This is a genomic window from Ruegeria profundi (genome assembly GCF_049800715.1).
In the GTDB taxonomy this organism is placed as follows: Bacteria; Pseudomonadota; Alphaproteobacteria; order Rhodobacterales; family Rhodobacteraceae; genus Ruegeria; species Ruegeria profundi_A.
The window spans coordinates 234,358-250,373 of sequence record NZ_JBNAFO010000005.1 but is presented as its reverse complement, the minus strand read 5'-3'; the positions used below and the strand labels follow the sequence as shown (position 1 = coordinate 250,373).

Sequence of the window (16,016 nt, the reverse complement as noted above, 5' to 3'; positions counted from 1 at the left end):
CAACTTGCCTGTTTAAGGATCAATCCAGCCGATATTGCCGTCATCGCGACGATACACGACATTCAACCCATCCTTGTTCTCATTCCGGAACACTAACACCGGCGCTCCGGCAAGTTCCATTTGCATTACGGCCTCACCAACGCTGAGCGATGGGATCTTTGTTTCCATCTCAGCCACAATCATGGGCTGTAGCGATTCGGGTTCATCTGCCGTGTTCGATTCGTCAGAGGCGAGGATATAAGAGGACGCCCCAAAGAGTTCAACAGGCTCAGAACGATCCTTGTGATGGTCCTTCAGGCGGCGCTTGTAGCGGCGCAACTGTGTTTCCATCTTGTCACAGCATGCCTCGAACGCTGCATAGATCTCGGTTGCGTGGGCCTTGGCCTGAGCGGTCAGGCCGGTAGATAAATGTACTGTAGTTTCGCATACATATTCATGCGCCGAACGGGAAAAGACGACATTGGCGTCGGTCGGGCGCTGGGCATATTTGCCAACAACTTCGCCCAGTTCGGTCTGCACGTGGGTCTGCAGGGCCGCACCGATGTCGATCTGTTTTCCGCTGATTTGGTAACGCATGTGATCTCCTTCACAATTCACACCCATTCTGACGTTGCGTCACGCAACATGCTTGTTTTTATCGGGTGGGGGATATCGACATTTTGATCGGTTGCTGCCGTCCCAGCCCTTCAGCGAAGGGGTATCGAGATCCAGACTGGAACCGAATAAATGCCATACCCCAATTGAGACAAGAGGCGGCGGAAGAGTCAATCAAAACAGAGGTGTATATACGCGATTTCCGCTAAGCGTCCGGCGAAAAATCGCCCAACCCTATGAAATACGGAAGTTTTCGCCCAGATAAACCCGGCGCACGTTTTCGTTCTCAACGACCTCGTCAGGTGTACCTGACATCAGAACCTGCCCGTCATGCAGGATATAGGCGCGATCCACGATCTCGAGCGTTTCGCGTACGTTGTGATCGGTGATCAACACGCCGATCCCACGCTTCTTCAGATCAGCCACCAGATGCCTGATATCCCCCACACTGATCGGGTCAACGCCCGCAAAGGGTTCGTCGAGCAGCAGATATTTCGGATCGGCGGCCAGACAGCGCGCGATCTCTACCCGGCGCCGCTCACCACCGGACAGGGCAAGCGCGGGCGCGCGGCGCAGGTGTTCGATCGAGAAATCCGACAGCAGCTCCTCCAACCGCTCTTTCCGGCGATGGGCGTGCTTGACGGTGATATCCAGAACCGAGGCGATATTGTCCTCGACGCTCATGCCGCGAAAAATCGACATCTCCTGCGGAAGATAGCCGATCCCAAGACGAGCGCGGCGATACATCGGCAGCGTCGTGACATTCTGCCCGTCTATCGTGACCTTACCGGCTTCGGGGAAAACCAGCCCGGCGACGGAGTAAAAGGTCGTCGTCTTACCCGACCCGTTCGGACCCAGCAGTGCGACTACTTCGGACCGGTCGAGCGTCATGGACACATCCCGGATCACAGTTTTTTTCCGATAGGATTTGCGCAGTTTCTCGATGCGCAGACCTGCGCTTCCTTCCGCGACAGACAAGGTTGGGGCAGCCATCAGTTTCCGCCACCCTGCTGAAGAATGGTTTTGACGCGGCCCGTCATCGTTGCGGTGCCCGAGGTCAGGTTCGCAACCATCTGGTCGCCGCTGATCGTGCTGGGCCCCTGTGTCAGCAGCACGTTGCCCTTCATCACGATCACGCCGGTGTCGATGGTATATTCCGCCTGATCCCCTTCGGCGGCATCCGGAGGGCTGACCAGAACGACATTCTCGGTCGCTTCCATCCGTTCGATGGAGGAGCGGTCCTGACTGTAGATCACCAGAACCCGCTCAGCAGACAGGCGCATTTCCCCCTGAATCACGATCACATTGCCGAGAAACTCGGCCGATCCATCCTCTTGATTGACGTTCAGTGAGTCCGAGGTCACCTCGACCGGCAGGCTGGGGTCGGCCTTGACCGAACCGAATGCAACCTGCGCTTCTTGTGCGATGGCAGAAACCGGGCCCATCAACAGAGCCATGCAAACAAAGAGAAATCGAAAATGGATCACAGGTTATCTTTCTGCTTTTGTTGGCTCATATACCAACTTCACGCCGTCTGTAAAAAGAATATGGACCGGTCCGTCCTTTTTTTCAGTGCCAAATTGCATACGACCGGCAGAGAATGTTCCGATGACGCCGGTGCCATCGACCTGACCGGGAGTGTCGCCACGTATTTCTTCCAGCGATGTATTCAAAAGGTCGGTCGTGACCTGAATGCCGTCCGAGGTGGTAATCACCACATCGCCAACAAAGGTCGCCGTCCCCTTGTCGGGCCGGATCAGGCCAGAGTTGGAGTCCAGCTTGATTTCACCGCCGTTCAGCATCCCGAACCGCCCGCGAAACAGCGATGCCGTCGGCTCTTCACCCTCGGACCCTTGGGTCACCCTGGTCGACTCAATCTGGACCTCTTCGCCCTTTTTGGTGGTGCCGCGGTAGTTGGGTTGCGTAATGACCTGCCCGGCCAGGCGATCTTCGATATCCTCCTGCGAGAAGGGCACTGAGACATCAGTCTCGATGCTGCGCGACAGAAGGAAAACGGTGGACAGCAAGACAATCGCCGTCAGAGGCAGCAGCACCTTGAGGAACTGAACCATGCGGGAATAGCGATCCACCGTATCGCTCCCTAACCCAGACCGACGCGCAGGCAGTCGTGGATATGCAACAGACCCTGCGCCTGCCCATCCGCTTCAGGATCAACCACGAACAGCGATGTGATCTTGCGGTCATTCATGATGCCTACGGCCTCTTCCGCCATGGCGTTGGGCGCGATGGTCAGAGGATCGCGGGTCATGACCTCATCCGTGGTCTTGTTCAAAAGCCCGTCCATATTGCGGCGCAAGTCGCCATCGGTGACGATGCCCAAAAGGCGATCCGCATCATCTGTCACACCCACCACGCCAAAGCTCTTCTGGCTCATCACCAGCAACGCCTCGCTCATGGAGGTGCCGGACTGCACCACGGGCAGATCGGCATGCATGAGGTCGCGCACGGTAGAGAGTTGCGCGCCCAGTTTGCCGCCAGGGTGAAAAGCGCGGAAATCCTCGGGCTTGAAATCGCGGTGTTTCATCAGCGCGATCGCCAGCGCGTCGCCCATGGCCAGCGTCAGCGTGGTCGAGATCGAGGGCACCATGCCGAACCCACAGGCCTCACCCATAGACGGGATCAGCAGATGCACGTCAGCTTGCTTCATCAACGTGCTTTCCGGCTTGCTGGACAGACCGATCAGCGGAATGCCGAAGCGGCGCGTAAAGGCCAGAAGGTTGACCAGTTCCGGCGCCTCGCCGGAATTCGAGATCGCCAGAACCACATCATCCTTGGACACCATGCCCAGATCACCATGGCTCGCTTCGGCGGGATGGACGAAATACGCAGGCGTGCCGGTCGAGGCCAATGTGGCCGCAATTTTGTGGCCGATATGGCCCGACTTGCCGATACCGCTGATGATGATGCGACCGGTGGCCTGCAGGATCAGCTGCACCGCTTCGGCAAAATCCTCGTTCAGGCTTTCGGCCAGCACATCCAGCGCGCGAGCCTCATCGGTGACAACCTGACGGGCGGTTTTCAGGAATGCTTCGGTATCGGTCATGAGTGCGCAAAAATATCAGTTTCGGGCCAGCCTGCGAGGTCGAGTTTCGCACGCATCGGCAGGAAGTCAAAACAGGCCTGCGCCATCTCGGTCCGGCCTTCGCGGGCCAGCCGCTTGTTCAGCTCATCCCGCAGGCGGTGCAGGTACAACACGTCCGAAGCCGCGTATTCCAGCTGGGCCTCAGACAGGGTCTCGGCCCCCCAATCGCTCATCTGCTGTTGCTTCGAGATATCGACGCCGATCAGTTCCTGACACAGGTTTTTTAGCCCGTGGCGGTCGGTATAGGTGCGCACAAGGCGGCTGGCGATCTTGGTGCAATAGACCGGTGCGGCCAGTGCCCCAAAGGCATGGTACATCGCTGCGATATCGAAACGCCCGAAATGGAACAGTTTCAGCACATCTGCGTCTTCCAGCATCGCGCAAAGGTTCGGAGCATCGGTCTGTCCCTTTTCAACCTGAACGATATGGCTGTCGCCGTCGCCGCCGGACATCTGGATTACGCACAAGCGATCCCGATGCGGATTCAGCCCCATGGTTTCACAGTCGATGGCCACGATCGGCCCAAGGTCCAGCCCGTCGGGCAGGTCGTTTTTATACAGGTGGTTTGCCACAGAGGTTTCCTTTGTGCGGTCTCGACCCCGAGATAGGCGGTTTATCCGGCAAACTCAACGCTGACCCTGTAGCTGGGCATTCTGTCGCTTTATGGGCTTGATATTATCCCCATGGGGAGGATAAGGATATATCATGACTGATAACACGCATGAATCGCACCCGCAAATCACTGCCCGCCTGAAACGGGCGCATGGTCATCTGGCGAAAGTCATTGCCATGCTCGAAGATCACGCGCCCTGCTCCGACGTTGCCCAGCAGCTGTTTGCGGTCGAGAAAGCAATCACCAATGCCAAACGGGTTCTGATCCACGACCATATCGACCATTGCCTGACATCCGAGGACGGTTCGGCCATCGAAGATTTCAAAACCATCACAAAGTACCTCTGACCAATGCTCAGTGTCCTGCAAAATCGCACCTATCGCCACCTTCTGGCAGCTCAGGTCGTTGCGTTGACGGGGACCGGGCTGGCGACGATCGCGTTGGGCCTGCTGGCCTATGATCTGGCGGGCGAGGCTGCAGGGATGGTGTTGGGCACGGCTCTGACCATCAAGATGGTAGCCTATGTGGGGATCGCCCCACTGGCGGCGGCGTTTGCGGAACAGCTCGACCGGCGCAGGATGCTGGTGGTGCTGGATCTGATCCGGGCCGCGGTCGCCCTGTGCCTGCCCTTCGTATCCGAGGTCTGGCAGGTCTATGTGCTGATTTTCGTCCTGCAATCGGCCTCAGCCGGGTTCACCCCCGCGTTTCAGGCCACTATTCCCGACGTCCTGACGGATGAGCAGGACTACACGCGCGCGCTGTCCTTGTCTCGCCTTGCCTATGATCTGGAAAGCCTGCTCAGCCCGATGCTGGCGGCCGCGTTACTGGTCTTTGTCAGCTTTGATACGCTGTTTTGGGGAACCGGAGCTGGGTTTATTGCCTCTGCGCTGCTGGTGGTCTCCGTAGTTCTGCCCTCGCCCAAACCCACAGAGCGACGCGGAATATACGACCGGACAACGCGCGGCATCCGTATCTATCTATCGACAACACGTTTGCGCGGCCTTCTGGCACTCAGTTGGTCTGCAGCCGCGCTGAGCTCTATGGTGATCGTCAATACTGTGGTCCTTGTGCGCGCGGATTTGGGCCTGTCCGAAAGCGCCGTGGCCATTGCTTTGGCCGGATTCGGCGGCGGCTCGATGATTGCGGCCTTCGTGCTTCCCTCTCTGCTGGATCGGTTCAAGGACCGCCGGGTCATGCTGACCGGGGCGACATTTGGCGCGCTGGCCATGGCCGGAGCAGCCATGACATCCGGAGCACTCTCCCTACCGCTGCTTACGGCCTTCTGGGCCTGCGTGGGCTTCGGCTATTCAATGACCCTGACCCCTTCGGGACGCCTTTTGACCCGCTCGGCCCAGCCCGAGGACCGACCCGCCGTATTTGCCGCCCAGTTCACCCTATCACATGCCTGCTGGCTGGTCCTCTATCCACTATCGGGGTGGCTGATGACCCGTTTCGGCGCAACCGTGGTCATGACCACCACAACCTGCGTTTCTGCCTTGGGCATCGCTGCTGCACTGGTCATCTGGCCGCGATCCGACAGAGCCCCCTCAGCGCAGAAGCCTTGAGCCTCCGGGCGCTTCTACCGTAAACCAAAGCGACCCTGCCGGAGGCCCCATGGATCAGCTCGACCGCCGCATCATCACCGCGCTGCAGCACAATGCCCGTGAATCGACCACGAATATCGCGGCCAAGTTGGGCGTGGCCCGCACCACCGTGCATGAGCGGATCAAGCGCATGGAAGAGCGTGGCGTGATCGCGGGCTATTCCGTTCAATTGCACGCCACCGACGATACCTCGCGCGTGCAGGTGATCGTGATGCTTGAGGTCCAGCAAAAGGAAACCACCCGCATCATCAAACGGCTTGAGGCCTATCCCGAGGTCAAACGCTGCCTGTCGATCAATGGTGAGTTTGACCTGCTACTGTCTGCCGAGGCCCCCCGGATTGAGGATCTGGATATTCTGGTCGATGAACTGGCCAAAATCCCCGGCGTTCTGCGCACCAATACCAGCGTCGTGTTCGGGCGTCGGATCGACCGAAAATGATGGGGCGATAACCCTCTGTAAACCGATCACTGGCTAGCTTGGCCCGGAATGACCCGAATCCCGGACCGGCAGAATGCCCCATCGTTTCGTCTCGATCGTCTTTGTGCTGACGCTTGCGCTGATTGCGCAGGCCGGGCGTGCCATGCCGGATGCCCGCGCGGGCGATATCTGCGATCATGCCGCACGCCGCGCGGCACTGTCCGAAGGCGTACCACTGGACGTCCTGCGCGCCATTTCACGGGTTGAGACGGGGCGCACCCATGGCGGGCGGCTGCAACCCTGGCCCTGGACCATCAATGTCGAAGGGCAGGGCTATTGGTTCACCTCCGAAGTTGAGGCAAAAACCTATGTTTTCCGGATTTTCAAAGCCGGCAAGCGCAGCTTTGACATCGGGTGTTTTCAGATCAACTACCGCTGGCACGGCAAAGCCTTCCGCTCGATCGACGCGATGTTCGACCCGCAGGAGAACGCCACCTACGCCGCAAGGTTTCTCAAAGACCTCTATGCCGAGCTTGGATCCTGGCCCGCCGCCGCCGGGGCCTATCATTCGCGCACACCTTCTTTGGCCGAGGCCTATCGCGGTCGGTTCCAGACCGTTCTGGCGCAGCTGGACGGGGCCGTTCCACCCCAAACTCATGTGGCATCGCGGGACCCTTTCACAGGGGCAGCCGCCCCGCTGATCCCGGTGCAACCGGTTGATTCCAATGACAGATCTCTGGGATCTTTGGTTCCAGCGGCGGGTGCTGCCACCGCCTTCATCGCATTCAACTAGGAGGTCAGCGTGACCACCATAAACGCCCGATCCCTGTTCTCGCCCACCGTCCTTTTGGCACTGGTGCTGATGACCATCATCGTGATGATGATCCTGCCGATGCCCGCCTGGGTTTTGGATGTTGGGCTGGCCGCCTCCTTCGCGCTGGCCATTCTGATTTTCACCCTGACGCTGTTCATCGAACGCCCGCTGGATTTCTCATCCTTCCCGACAATCCTGCTGGCCTCGCTGATGCTGAGGCTGTCGCTGAACGTCTCATCCACCAAACTGATCATCGGTCAGGGCCATACCGGGCCAAATGCGGCGGGCAACGTGATCGAAGGCTTCGCAAATTTCGTGATGGGCGGCAGCATCTTTTTGGGCCTGGTGGTGTTCTGCGTGTTGTTGATCGTGAATTTCATGGTGATCACCAAAGGCGCGGCACGAATGGCCGAGGTCGGCGCGCGCTTTGCTCTGGACGGGATGCCGGGTAAACAGCTGGCCATCGACAGCGACATGTCCGCCGGGGCCATCGACCACCAGCAAGCCAAAGAGCGGCGCGAACGCGAACAGCAAGAGACGACCTTTTTCGGCTCGCTCGACGGCGCATCAAAATTCGTCAAGGGTGATGCGGTTGCCGGGCTGTTGATCACGCTGTTGAACCTTGTGATTGGGCTGGTCATGGGCGTGATCGTACATGGCATGCCGGTCACATCTGCCTTTGAAACCTACGCCATTCTGACCGTGGGCGATGGTCTGGTTTCGCAAATCCCGGCGGTGATCATCTCGATCGCCTCGGCGCTATTGCTGGCGCGCGGCGGCACGCAGGGCGCGACCGACAACGCCATCTTCTCGCAACTGGGCAAACACCCGGCTGCGCTGGGCACGGTGGCTGTGTTGATGGTTCTTTTCGCCCTCGTCCCCGGCCTGCCCTTCCTGCCCTTCATGCTGGGCGCGGGTGTCTTGGGATACGCGGCCTTCAGGGTCCATCAAAAACAGAAGGCCGAGGTGCTTCAGGCCCAGACCCCCGCGTCCGAAGCGGAAACCCCTGTTTCGCAAGCAATCGGAGATATTCTGGATCTGGACGACGTGCATCTGGAATTCGCGCCCGACCTTGTCAGCATGGTGCTTAATCCCGGAACCGGGTTGGACGCGCGCATTGCGAATATGCGGACCTATGTGGCCTCGACCTTTGGCCTCATCCTGCCCGAGATTCGCCTGACCGACCGCGCCGAACTGCCCACCGGCACCTATGTCATCAAGGTGCAGGGCGTCGAACAGGCACGTGGCGTGCTGAACCCCGATCTGGTGTTGGCGCTGGTGCAGGACGGGCATGAGTTTCTGCCCGACGGCAATGACGTGACCGAGCCTGTCTACGGTGCCCCCGCACGCTGGATTCTGCCCAAAGATCAAGAGGATGCCGCCCTGAACGGGGCCACCATCGTCTCACCGCCCGAGATTCTGGCGACCCATCTGCTGGAGATCATCAAGCAGAACTTCTCACGCCTGCTGACATTGAAGTCCTTGCGACGTCTGTTGTCCGAAATGACCCGCCTCAGCGATCCTGTCCGGGCCGAGGCAAATCGCAAGCTGCTGGATGAACTGATCCCCGACAAGGTGCCGATCGATACGCTGCACGCGGTTCTGAGGTTGCTGCTGGATGAGCGTGTCTCGATCCGCAACATGGCCCTGATCCTGGAAAGCGTAGCCGAAGCACGCCTGACCACCACCCAGCCCGAAGGCATTTGCGAACTGGTCCGCCAGCGGCTGGGCTTTCAGCTGGTGGCCGAGATGAAGCGTGAGGATGGCTCAATCCCGCTGATCCAACTGGCCCCCGAATGGGAGGATACGTTTGCCAGCTACCAGATTGACGGCCCAGCCGCTGGGCTGGACGTGGCATTGCCCCCCAACCTGTTCAACAAGCTGGCCGACGGTGTGGTGGACAGCGTCGCACAATCCGCCGATCACGGGTTGTTTCCAGCCGTCGTGACCTCGACCCGCCGGCGCCGCCTGTTGCGCTCGATCATGCAGGCGCGCGGGGTGTCCAATCCGGTTCTCTCCTTCGAAGAAATCGGGCTCGAGGCTCGCCCCGCCCTGGTCGGAACCGTACCCGCATGATCGCCCTGCCGCCCGAGCTGTTGGGACAACTCGGCACGGGGCTGTGGCATGCGTTTGCCGTTTTTCTGAGGGTGTCCGCTGTGGTCACCCTCTTGCCCGCTTTTGGCGAACGCAGCATCCCGGTCCGGGTCAAGCTTGCGGTCGCCGTGGCCTTTACCCTGATCGTGTTGCCAGCGGTGCCCTCCCCGCAATCCGGTCCGGGCCTGCTGCCGATGGCGCGCCTGGTCGGCACCGAGGTTCTGGTCGGCATGGTTCTGGGCATGGGGTTGCGCCTGTTTGTGCTGGCCCTGCAGACCGCCGGGTCCATCGCGGCGCAATCGACGTCGCTGTCCCAGCTTCTGGGTGGCGCGGCCGCCGATCCGGCCCCCGCGCTGGGGATGTTCCTGACCCTGGCCGGACTGGCCCTAGCAGTACTGATGGGGCTGCACATCCGCGTTGCCGAGTTCCTGATCCACAGCTACGCCATGTTCCCGATGGGGCGGGCCCTCTCGGCCCCTGATCTATCACAATGGGGCGTCAGGCAAGTCGCCCATAGCTTTGGGTTGGCCTTTGCGCTGGCCACTCCGTTCGTGATCGCCTCATTGATCTACAACCTCGCCCTCGGGGTCATTAACAGGGCGATGCCGCAGCTGATGGTTGCCTTTGTCGGCGCCCCGGCGATCACCTTTGCCGGGCTGTTCCTGCTGTTTGCCGGAGCGCCCTTGATCCTGTCTGTATGGGCGGATGCGTTGTTCTCATTCACCCTCAACCCGCTGGAATCCGGTCGATGAGCGCGGACGACGACAGTGACAAGTCCTTTGACCCGACGCCACAGAAGCTTCAGAAAGCGCGCGAAAAAGGTGAGGTAGCAAAGTCCAACGATCTGTCCGTTGTTGCCGCCTATACCGGTTTGCTGATCGCGCTACTGACGGTCGGAAAGTTTACAGTCGATCAGATGGGCACATTGTTTGTGGTTCTGATCGACCAGTCGGATGACATCGCGCAGCTTGTTACTTCGGGGCCTGCATCAGCACCGGTCGCCGGAATGCTGAAAGGCGCGCTTTTGCCGGTGGCCCTTCTGTTTGCGCTTCCGACAGCAGCGGTTCTACTGAGCCTTATCGCCCAGCGTGCGTTGATTTTTGCACCCACCAAGTTGCAACCCAAACTCTCGCGGATCTCGCTCCTGTACAACGCCAAGAACAAGTTCGGGCGGAGCGGGCTGTTCGAATTCGCCAAGAGCTTTGCCAAACTGGTGATCTACGGCACTTGTCTGGCCCTGTTCCTCAAGGCCAACCTGACCGAGATCGTTTCCGCCAGCGCCGCTCCAGCCCACAGCTCGATCCTGCTGATGATGAACCTGCTATTTCGCTTTCTGTTCATTGTAATCGCCATCGCGCTTGCGATCGGGGTCGTCGACTACGTTTGGCAATATGCCGAACACATGCGCAAGAACCGGATGTCGCGAAAGGAAATCCAGGATGAGACCAAGGACGCCGAGGGCGACCCGCATGTCAAACAACAGCGCCGCGCACGGGCGCAGGAGATTGCGACCAATCCGATGATGGCCGATGTGCCTAAAGCCGACGTCGTGATCGTGAACCCGACCCACTATGCGGTCGCTTTGAAATGGTCCCGGGGGCCTGGGACGGCCCCTGTCTGCGTGGCCAAGGGCGTCGATGAGGTGGCCGCCGCAATCCGGTCGGCTGCGGGCGGGGCTGGCGTTCCCATCCATTCGGACCCGCCAACGGCGCGCGCGATTCACGCGACCGTCGAGATCGGGCAGGAGATCGCCGAAGAACACTACCGCCCGGTCGCTGCTGCGATCCGTTTTGCCGAAGCCATGCGAAAGCGCGCGAAAGGACAAATTGGATGAAACGCCACGAACTGCCCGACCTGAAATCGGTCACCGAAGCGGTCTATCAAAGCGAATATCAAAAGCTGCGCCCCGTGTTGGAGGCCGAAGCGCGTGTGCAAGCTCAGTTGGCGCGTCTGGACGCACAGGTCGTGCAAACCCGTCAGGACAGCGCAGTGGCCGATGGGTATCAAATCACCGGAACCGATGTCTTGTGGAACGGGTGGGAGGCCGCGACACGGCGGCAATTGAACATGGAACTGGCGCGATGCAGGGCACAGAAACTTGCAGCCCTGCAGCAACTGCGTCAGGCCTTTGGGCGCAAACAAGCCGTTGAACGTTTGAATGACACCCTCAAGGCCGAACAGAAGCGCGCGCGGTCACGGCCTAAACCGTGACGACCTCAGGTATCCTGGCGGCTGACACTCATGATCAAAACCTTGGAGACATCGTCGCCCAGATCCTTCTTCGCCACCTCAAGCAGAGATTTTCGCAAGGTGCCGAGGTTGTCGGAATGCGTGAAAGCACCGTCGAACCCTCCGGTATTGGCGTGATCGAACAATACTTGCAGAAAACCGTCCCGCAACTTGGGCTCGATCGCATAAAAGGTTTCGGTGATGGCCGAGTTCGCTTCAAGGCTCAGGGACATGGTGACGAGGGCTGAGATCTCCTCATCCTCCACAATCGGCACGACAAATTGCTTGGTGAGCTTGAGGTATTCGAAGCCTCCGCCCTCACCTTTTTTCCCTTTGTCCCTTTCCTTGGACTCGGTGGGTTTTTCCTTTTTTTCTTTATCGGCCTTTTCAACCTTTTCAGTCCCCTCAGTCTCTTTCTTCGGTTCACCGGACCCAAGGAAGGTCCCGGCGCCGATGCCGGCGCCCGTACCAACGACCAGAAGGATCACGGGAAGCAGTTTCTTGATCATGAGAGCCCCTTAGAACGGCAAAACGGTATCGAGGATCTGCTGGCCGTAGCGCGGCTGTTGCACATCCGTGATCTGCCCGCGACCACCATAGGACACACGTGCCGAAGCAATCTTGTCATAGGTGATCTCATTCTTGCGCGAGATATCCTGCGGGCGCACATAACCTGCCACCAGCAGTTCTCGCAGTTCGAAATTCACCCGCAGCTCTTGCGCGCCCGAGATCGAGAGAACTCCGTTCGGCAGCACGTCAACCACCGTTGCGGCCACGCGCAGGGTCAGTTTCTCATTCCGCCGCACTGATCCGCGGCCGGAACTTGAGGCCTCAGATTCGATCCCAACGGCCTCGTCGAACGAGGCCCCTTCGGGCAGTTTATCCTGTGCCCTTTGCGGTAGTCCAAGCAAGTTCGGCACGGACAGGTTTTCAGATCCTGACCGCGACCTGTTGGTGTTGTTCGAAATCTCAGCCTCTTCGTCCAGTTCGATCACGACGGTCAGGATATCGCCTTTCTTGATGGCCCTCTGGTCACCAAGCAGCGACTGCTGCCCCCCACTCCAAAGCGACGACCGATCCACCGTTCGCTGCGGTTGAGTATGCAAAGGCAGACCCGGCCACAGCATCGCCACCTGTTCCGGCGAATCCTCGGTCGGGGTGAAGCTGGGCGGTTTGCCCAGGTGATCCAATCGCCCGCAGGCCGAAATCGCAAGTACCGCAAGAAGAAGGGGTTTTGACAATCGTGACATCACTTTACCTCGATTTGACCATCAGACCGTATCCGGCCCGTCACTGTTGTCCGCGAGGACAGGTTCATTACACGAATTCGGTCCCCCACCGCGCCCCGGCCCAGCGCGCGGCCTTCGGTGGTGATCGACAGCGGCTGGCTGCTGAACACCAGAACGACCAGATCATTGCGATCCACAAGCGCGGGCGGACCGACATCCGCCGCGCGAATTGGGCGGCCAGGATAGAGCGCAACGCGAGCCTCCTGCCCGACCAGTGCATTCGCATCGGTTACAGCCCCCGGCAGATCGCGGGGCTTTGTCTCAAGATCTTCGGGCGAGATGATCTCTTTCGCGCGGATCGTCCGGGTCGGCACCACGATCTCGGCAAGGGCTCCAACCGGCACCATCAGGGTCAGGCCAAGCAGCAACACACGCATCAGCGCACCTGCGTCGTTGCGCTCATCATTTGATCGACGGCGGTGATGACCTTGGCGTTCATTTCATAGCCCCGCTGGGCCTCGATCAGTTCGGTCACCTCGCGCACAGCATCGACCGAGCTGTCCTCGAGATATCCCTGCCGCAATGTGCCCAAACCGTCCTCGCCAGGGACGCCCTGCACCGGCGCGCCGGAAGCCTCGGTCTCTTTGAACAGGTTGCTGCCAATGGCCTCCAGGCCCTTGGCGTTTGAGAAACTGGTCAAGGTCAACTCACCCAGGCGTTGGCCTTCGGGGACATCGTCGAAATAGGCGTAGACCTCGCCTGAGGCATTGATCGAAATGGACCGTGCATCGTCCGGGATTGTGATCTCGGGTGAGACGGCGAACCCGTCCGATGTCACGATCAGCCCTTCGGCCGAGCGTTTCAAACTGCCATCGCGCGTAAAGGCGGCCTGACCGTTGGGCAGCGTCACCTCAAGATAGCCGCGCCCTTCAATGGCCACGTCCAGATCATTGCCCGTGGCCGACACGGCCCCTTGTGCCAGCTGCACTGTCACAGCGGCCGGGCGAACGCCCAGACCCAACTGAATACCCGTTGGTAGCACCGTCCCATCGGACGCATTGACCGCCCCGGCCCGCGCCATCTGTTGGTAGTGCAGATCCGCGAACTCGGCCCGGCGCGCATTGTATCCGGTAGTGTTCATATTCGCGAGGTTGTTCGAGATCGTCTCGACCCGCATTTGCTGTGCGGTCATACCTGTCGCTGCGATTTTCAATGCCCGCATGGGATATCTCCTTTCTTAGCGCATCAGCGCCTTGAGCGCGCCGCGTACCCGTTCATGTTCGGTTTCGAGAAAGCTCTGACCCAATTCGTAGGCGCGCTGGATTTCGATCAGCCGAGTCACCTGAGCGATGGCGTTGACATTCGAACCTTCGAGAAATCGGTGCAGGACAACCGGCTCATCAACGGGGTCAATATTGCCTGTCGCGCTGAACCGCGCATTGCCTTCACGCACCAGATCCTTGAGGTCTTCGACCCGGTAGACCCCGATCTGTCCAAGCAATTGCCCCTCGACACTGAGCGTTCCGTCGGCGCCCACATCAATCGAGGCCGCGTCGGGCGGGATGAAAACCGGCGAGCCATTGCTGTCCAACACTCGCGCGCCATCCGGAGCGACCAAGTCACCCTCAGCATTGGGGGAGAAGCTGCCCGCACGGGTCAGCCGGTTGCCTTCGGGTGTTTCAACCATGAAGAAACCGTCCCCTTCGATAGCAAAGTCGAACTGCCCTCCGGTTTCGGTCAGGACCCCTTGCTGTTGAGAGGTATTGCGCGCCTCGGCCCGGCTCATGGACAGAGACGGATTACCCGGCATGTCGCGGACAAATTCCGAGAACACCAGCCCCTGCGCGCGATAGCCGGTAGTGTTGGCATTGGCGATGTTATTCGCCACCAGCCGCATTTCATTCATCAGCCCGGATTGGCGGGACAGGGTGACATAGGCGGTATCCATCAGCGACCTCCTGCGATCAGCGGAACCAGGGTTCCCGTGAAAAACGTGACAAGTGTCTGGGTCATGAACCCCATCGAAATCCAGAACACGACAACGATGGCGATCAGTTTGGGCACGAAGGTCAGCGTCATCTCCTGCACCGAGGTGAGGGCCTGAAACAGACCTACGATCAGGCCCGAGATCAGCGCCACCGTCAGGATCGGGACCGAGGTGATCACCGCGACCCAAAGCGACTGACGGACGATATCGTAGAAAAGACCTTCGCTCAGCATGGCTCAGACCGGCATTCTCAGGATTTCCTGATAGGCCTCGACCACCTTGTTTCGGACGATCACGGCGGTTTCGACGGCCAGTTCCGTCTGGGCCAGAGCCTGCACCAGCGCATGCGGGTCGGCCTGCCCGGTCATCGCGGCCTGCGACATCTGCTCGCTTTGCTTGAGGGTTGTGGCAAAGTCCTGAAACGTTGAACGCAGGCCTTGTGCCATGCCTTCATGGTCGGGATTGGCCTGCGTTGCAGGGCGGGCGACAGTATAGTTCTGTGCGGCGGTCAGGGATCGGATATCCATTCTGGTTCTCCTTTATTTTCTAAGCAATTCCATAAGTGACGACGACATCTGCCGCGTCTGATCGAACATCTTCAGATTGGCCTCATAGCTTCGCTGGGCCTCACGCGCGTCTGCGATCTCGATCATCAGATCGACATTCGAGCCGAGGTAGTGCCCGCTTTCATCGGCAAGCGGATGACTCGGGTCGTGAATGCGAGACAGGTCGCGGCGATCCAGCTGCACGCGGCCCGCCTGAACCATCGCTTTTCCATCCTGCTGGACGGTCTCAAAAGGGACGGTTTTACGCCGGTATCCGGGCGTATCCGCGTTCGAGATATTCTCGGACACGTGCCGCAAGCGGGCCGCTTGCGCGCGCAAAGCACTGGCCGAGGCAGACAGGGAATGGGAAAAATCGCTCATATCAAACGCTCCTTACCCGCGGCCCAGACTGGTGCGCAGAATGCCAATGGACGAGCGATAGATCGCCAGGGCGCGGTCATGCTGGCGCTTGACCTCAATCGCTTTGAGCATCTCGCCTTCCAGCGAAACGCCATTGCCATTGGGATCACCGTGCGGCTCAGCCTCATACTCGGCCCAGTTCTGCCCGGTTGGGCTGCTGCCGTTCAGATGACCTTGCCGGGTGGCGGTCATTTCGGTCTTAGCCGAGGTGTTTTCGAATGCGGTTTTGAAGGCCTCGATATCGCGGGGCTGGTAGCCCGGCGTATCAGCGTTGGCCATGTTGCGCGCAATGACGGCCTGCCGTTGTCCGGCATGGGTTGCCATTGCGTACGCTGTCTTAAAGACGTTCAGGTCAGAGAACATCGG

23 protein-coding genes are annotated in these 16,016 nt (G+C 59.6%); 8 read left to right on the top strand and 15 right to left on the bottom strand.

Annotation, left to right across the window (positions count from 1 at the left end):
• Window positions 1-12 precede the first annotated feature (12 nt).
• The 6 genes from hpf to ACP15L_RS10915 form a co-directional block, all read right to left on the bottom strand.
• Complete coding sequence (gene hpf, locus ACP15L_RS10940) at window positions 13-576, bottom strand: ribosome hibernation-promoting factor, HPF/YfiA family (RefSeq protein WP_170379957.1); 564 nt, start codon at window positions 574-576, stop codon at window positions 13-15.
• 252 nt (window positions 577-828) lie between these two features.
• Window positions 829-1,587: an LPS export ABC transporter ATP-binding protein gene (lptB, locus tag ACP15L_RS10935; protein WP_170379956.1), complete on the bottom strand. Its 759-nt coding sequence runs from the start codon at window positions 1,585-1,587 to the stop codon at window positions 829-831.
• Complete coding sequence (locus ACP15L_RS10930) at window positions 1,587-2,081, bottom strand: LptA/OstA family protein (protein WP_425084173.1); 495 nt, start codon at window positions 2,079-2,081, stop codon at window positions 1,587-1,589. The genes lptB and ACP15L_RS10930 overlap by 1 nt, the downstream gene beginning before the upstream one ends.
• Window positions 2,082-2,084: 3 nt before the next feature.
• Window positions 2,085-2,684, bottom strand: a complete 600-nt coding sequence (gene lptC, locus ACP15L_RS10925; protein ID WP_425084172.1) for an LPS export ABC transporter periplasmic protein LptC — start codon at window positions 2,682-2,684, stop codon at window positions 2,085-2,087.
• Window positions 2,685-2,695: 11 nt separating this feature from the next.
• Window positions 2,696-3,658 (bottom strand): KpsF/GutQ family sugar-phosphate isomerase, encoded by a 963-nt coding sequence (locus ACP15L_RS10920; RefSeq protein WP_425084171.1) that lies wholly within the window; start codon window positions 3,656-3,658, stop codon window positions 2,696-2,698.
• Window positions 3,655-4,269, bottom strand: a complete 615-nt coding sequence (locus ACP15L_RS10915; RefSeq protein WP_425084170.1) for a ribonuclease D — start codon at window positions 4,267-4,269, stop codon at window positions 3,655-3,657. The genes ACP15L_RS10920 and ACP15L_RS10915 overlap by 4 nt, the downstream gene beginning before the upstream one ends.
• A 133-nt stretch (window positions 4,270-4,402) precedes the next feature.
• On the opposite strand from ACP15L_RS10915, the gene ACP15L_RS10910 reads away from it, so the two are divergent.
• From ACP15L_RS10910 to ACP15L_RS10875, 8 genes are all read left to right on the top strand, one after another.
• On the top strand, window positions 4,403-4,657 hold the full coding sequence (locus ACP15L_RS10910; protein ID WP_170641861.1) for a metal-sensing transcriptional repressor: 255 nt from the start codon (window positions 4,403-4,405) through the stop codon (window positions 4,655-4,657).
• Window positions 4,658-4,660: 3 nt separating this feature from the next.
• The gene (locus tag ACP15L_RS10905) at window positions 4,661-5,875 is read left to right on the top strand and encodes an MFS transporter (RefSeq protein WP_425084169.1); all 1,215 of its coding nucleotides are present in this window, start codon (window positions 4,661-4,663) and stop codon (window positions 5,873-5,875) included.
• A gap of 49 nt (window positions 5,876-5,924) precedes the next feature.
• Window positions 5,925-6,353, top strand: a complete 429-nt coding sequence (locus ACP15L_RS10900; RefSeq protein ID WP_425084168.1) for an Lrp/AsnC family transcriptional regulator — start codon at window positions 5,925-5,927, stop codon at window positions 6,351-6,353.
• A gap of 73 nt (window positions 6,354-6,426) precedes the next feature.
• On the top strand, window positions 6,427-7,125 hold the full coding sequence (locus ACP15L_RS10895; RefSeq protein WP_425084167.1) for a lytic transglycosylase domain-containing protein: 699 nt from the start codon (window positions 6,427-6,429) through the stop codon (window positions 7,123-7,125).
• Window positions 7,126-7,194: 69 nt separating this feature from the next.
• The gene (gene flhA, locus ACP15L_RS10890) at window positions 7,195-9,222 is read left to right on the top strand and encodes a flagellar biosynthesis protein FlhA (protein ID WP_425084208.1); all 2,028 of its coding nucleotides are present in this window, start codon (window positions 7,195-7,197) and stop codon (window positions 9,220-9,222) included.
• Complete coding sequence (locus ACP15L_RS10885) at window positions 9,219-9,992, top strand: flagellar biosynthetic protein FliR (RefSeq protein WP_425084166.1); 774 nt, start codon at window positions 9,219-9,221, stop codon at window positions 9,990-9,992. Before flhA ends, ACP15L_RS10885 begins: the two co-directional genes overlap by 4 nt.
• The gene (gene flhB / locus ACP15L_RS10880; RefSeq protein ID WP_425084165.1) at window positions 9,989-11,074 is read left to right on the top strand and encodes a flagellar type III secretion system protein FlhB; all 1,086 of its coding nucleotides are present in this window, start codon (window positions 9,989-9,991) and stop codon (window positions 11,072-11,074) included. Before ACP15L_RS10885 ends, flhB begins: the two co-directional genes overlap by 4 nt.
• Complete coding sequence (locus ACP15L_RS10875) at window positions 11,071-11,451, top strand: hypothetical protein (protein WP_425084164.1); 381 nt, start codon at window positions 11,071-11,073, stop codon at window positions 11,449-11,451. The genes flhB and ACP15L_RS10875 overlap by 4 nt, the downstream gene beginning before the upstream one ends.
• A gap of 5 nt (window positions 11,452-11,456) precedes the next feature.
• Here the strand turns inward: ACP15L_RS10875 and ACP15L_RS10870 are convergent, their stop codons facing one another.
• Genes ACP15L_RS10870 through ACP15L_RS10830 form a run of 9 tightly spaced genes read right to left on the bottom strand, consistent with a single transcriptional unit; the run spans window position 11,457 to window position 16,013 of the window.
• The gene (locus ACP15L_RS10870) at window positions 11,457-11,978 is read right to left on the bottom strand and encodes a flagellar basal body-associated protein FliL (protein ID WP_425084163.1); all 522 of its coding nucleotides are present in this window, start codon (window positions 11,976-11,978) and stop codon (window positions 11,457-11,459) included.
• Between the two features lie 9 nt (window positions 11,979-11,987).
• A complete protein-coding gene (flgH, locus tag ACP15L_RS10865) occupies window positions 11,988-12,719 on the bottom strand; it encodes a flagellar basal body L-ring protein FlgH (protein WP_425084162.1) in 732 nt (243 codons plus the stop codon).
• Window positions 12,719-13,135 carry a flagellar basal body P-ring formation chaperone FlgA gene (gene flgA / locus ACP15L_RS10860; protein ID WP_425084161.1) on the bottom strand — a complete coding sequence of 139 codons (417 nt, stop codon included), beginning with the start codon at window positions 13,133-13,135 and terminating at the stop codon, window positions 12,719-12,721. The genes flgH and flgA overlap by 1 nt, the downstream gene beginning before the upstream one ends.
• Window positions 13,135-13,920: a flagellar basal-body rod protein FlgG gene (flgG, locus tag ACP15L_RS10855; protein ID WP_425084160.1), complete on the bottom strand. Its 786-nt coding sequence runs from the start codon at window positions 13,918-13,920 to the stop codon at window positions 13,135-13,137. The genes flgA and flgG overlap by 1 nt, the downstream gene beginning before the upstream one ends.
• Before the next feature lie 15 nt (window positions 13,921-13,935).
• Complete coding sequence (locus tag ACP15L_RS10850) at window positions 13,936-14,646, bottom strand: flagellar hook-basal body complex protein (protein WP_425084159.1); 711 nt, start codon at window positions 14,644-14,646, stop codon at window positions 13,936-13,938.
• Window positions 14,646-14,918 (bottom strand): flagellar biosynthetic protein FliQ, encoded by a 273-nt coding sequence (locus ACP15L_RS10845; protein ID WP_425084158.1) that lies wholly within the window; start codon window positions 14,916-14,918, stop codon window positions 14,646-14,648. The genes ACP15L_RS10850 and ACP15L_RS10845 overlap by 1 nt, the downstream gene beginning before the upstream one ends.
• A gap of 3 nt (window positions 14,919-14,921) precedes the next feature.
• Window positions 14,922-15,212 carry a flagellar hook-basal body complex protein FliE gene (fliE, locus tag ACP15L_RS10840; RefSeq protein ID WP_170463000.1) on the bottom strand — a complete coding sequence of 97 codons (291 nt, stop codon included), beginning with the start codon at window positions 15,210-15,212 and terminating at the stop codon, window positions 14,922-14,924.
• 12 nt (window positions 15,213-15,224) lie between these two features.
• On the bottom strand, window positions 15,225-15,611 hold the full coding sequence (gene flgC, locus ACP15L_RS10835; protein ID WP_170479807.1) for a flagellar basal body rod protein FlgC: 387 nt from the start codon (window positions 15,609-15,611) through the stop codon (window positions 15,225-15,227).
• A gap of 12 nt (window positions 15,612-15,623) precedes the next feature.
• Window positions 15,624-16,013 (bottom strand): FlgB family protein, encoded by a 390-nt coding sequence (locus tag ACP15L_RS10830; protein ID WP_425084157.1) that lies wholly within the window; start codon window positions 16,011-16,013, stop codon window positions 15,624-15,626.
• Window positions 16,014-16,016 lie beyond the last annotated feature (3 nt).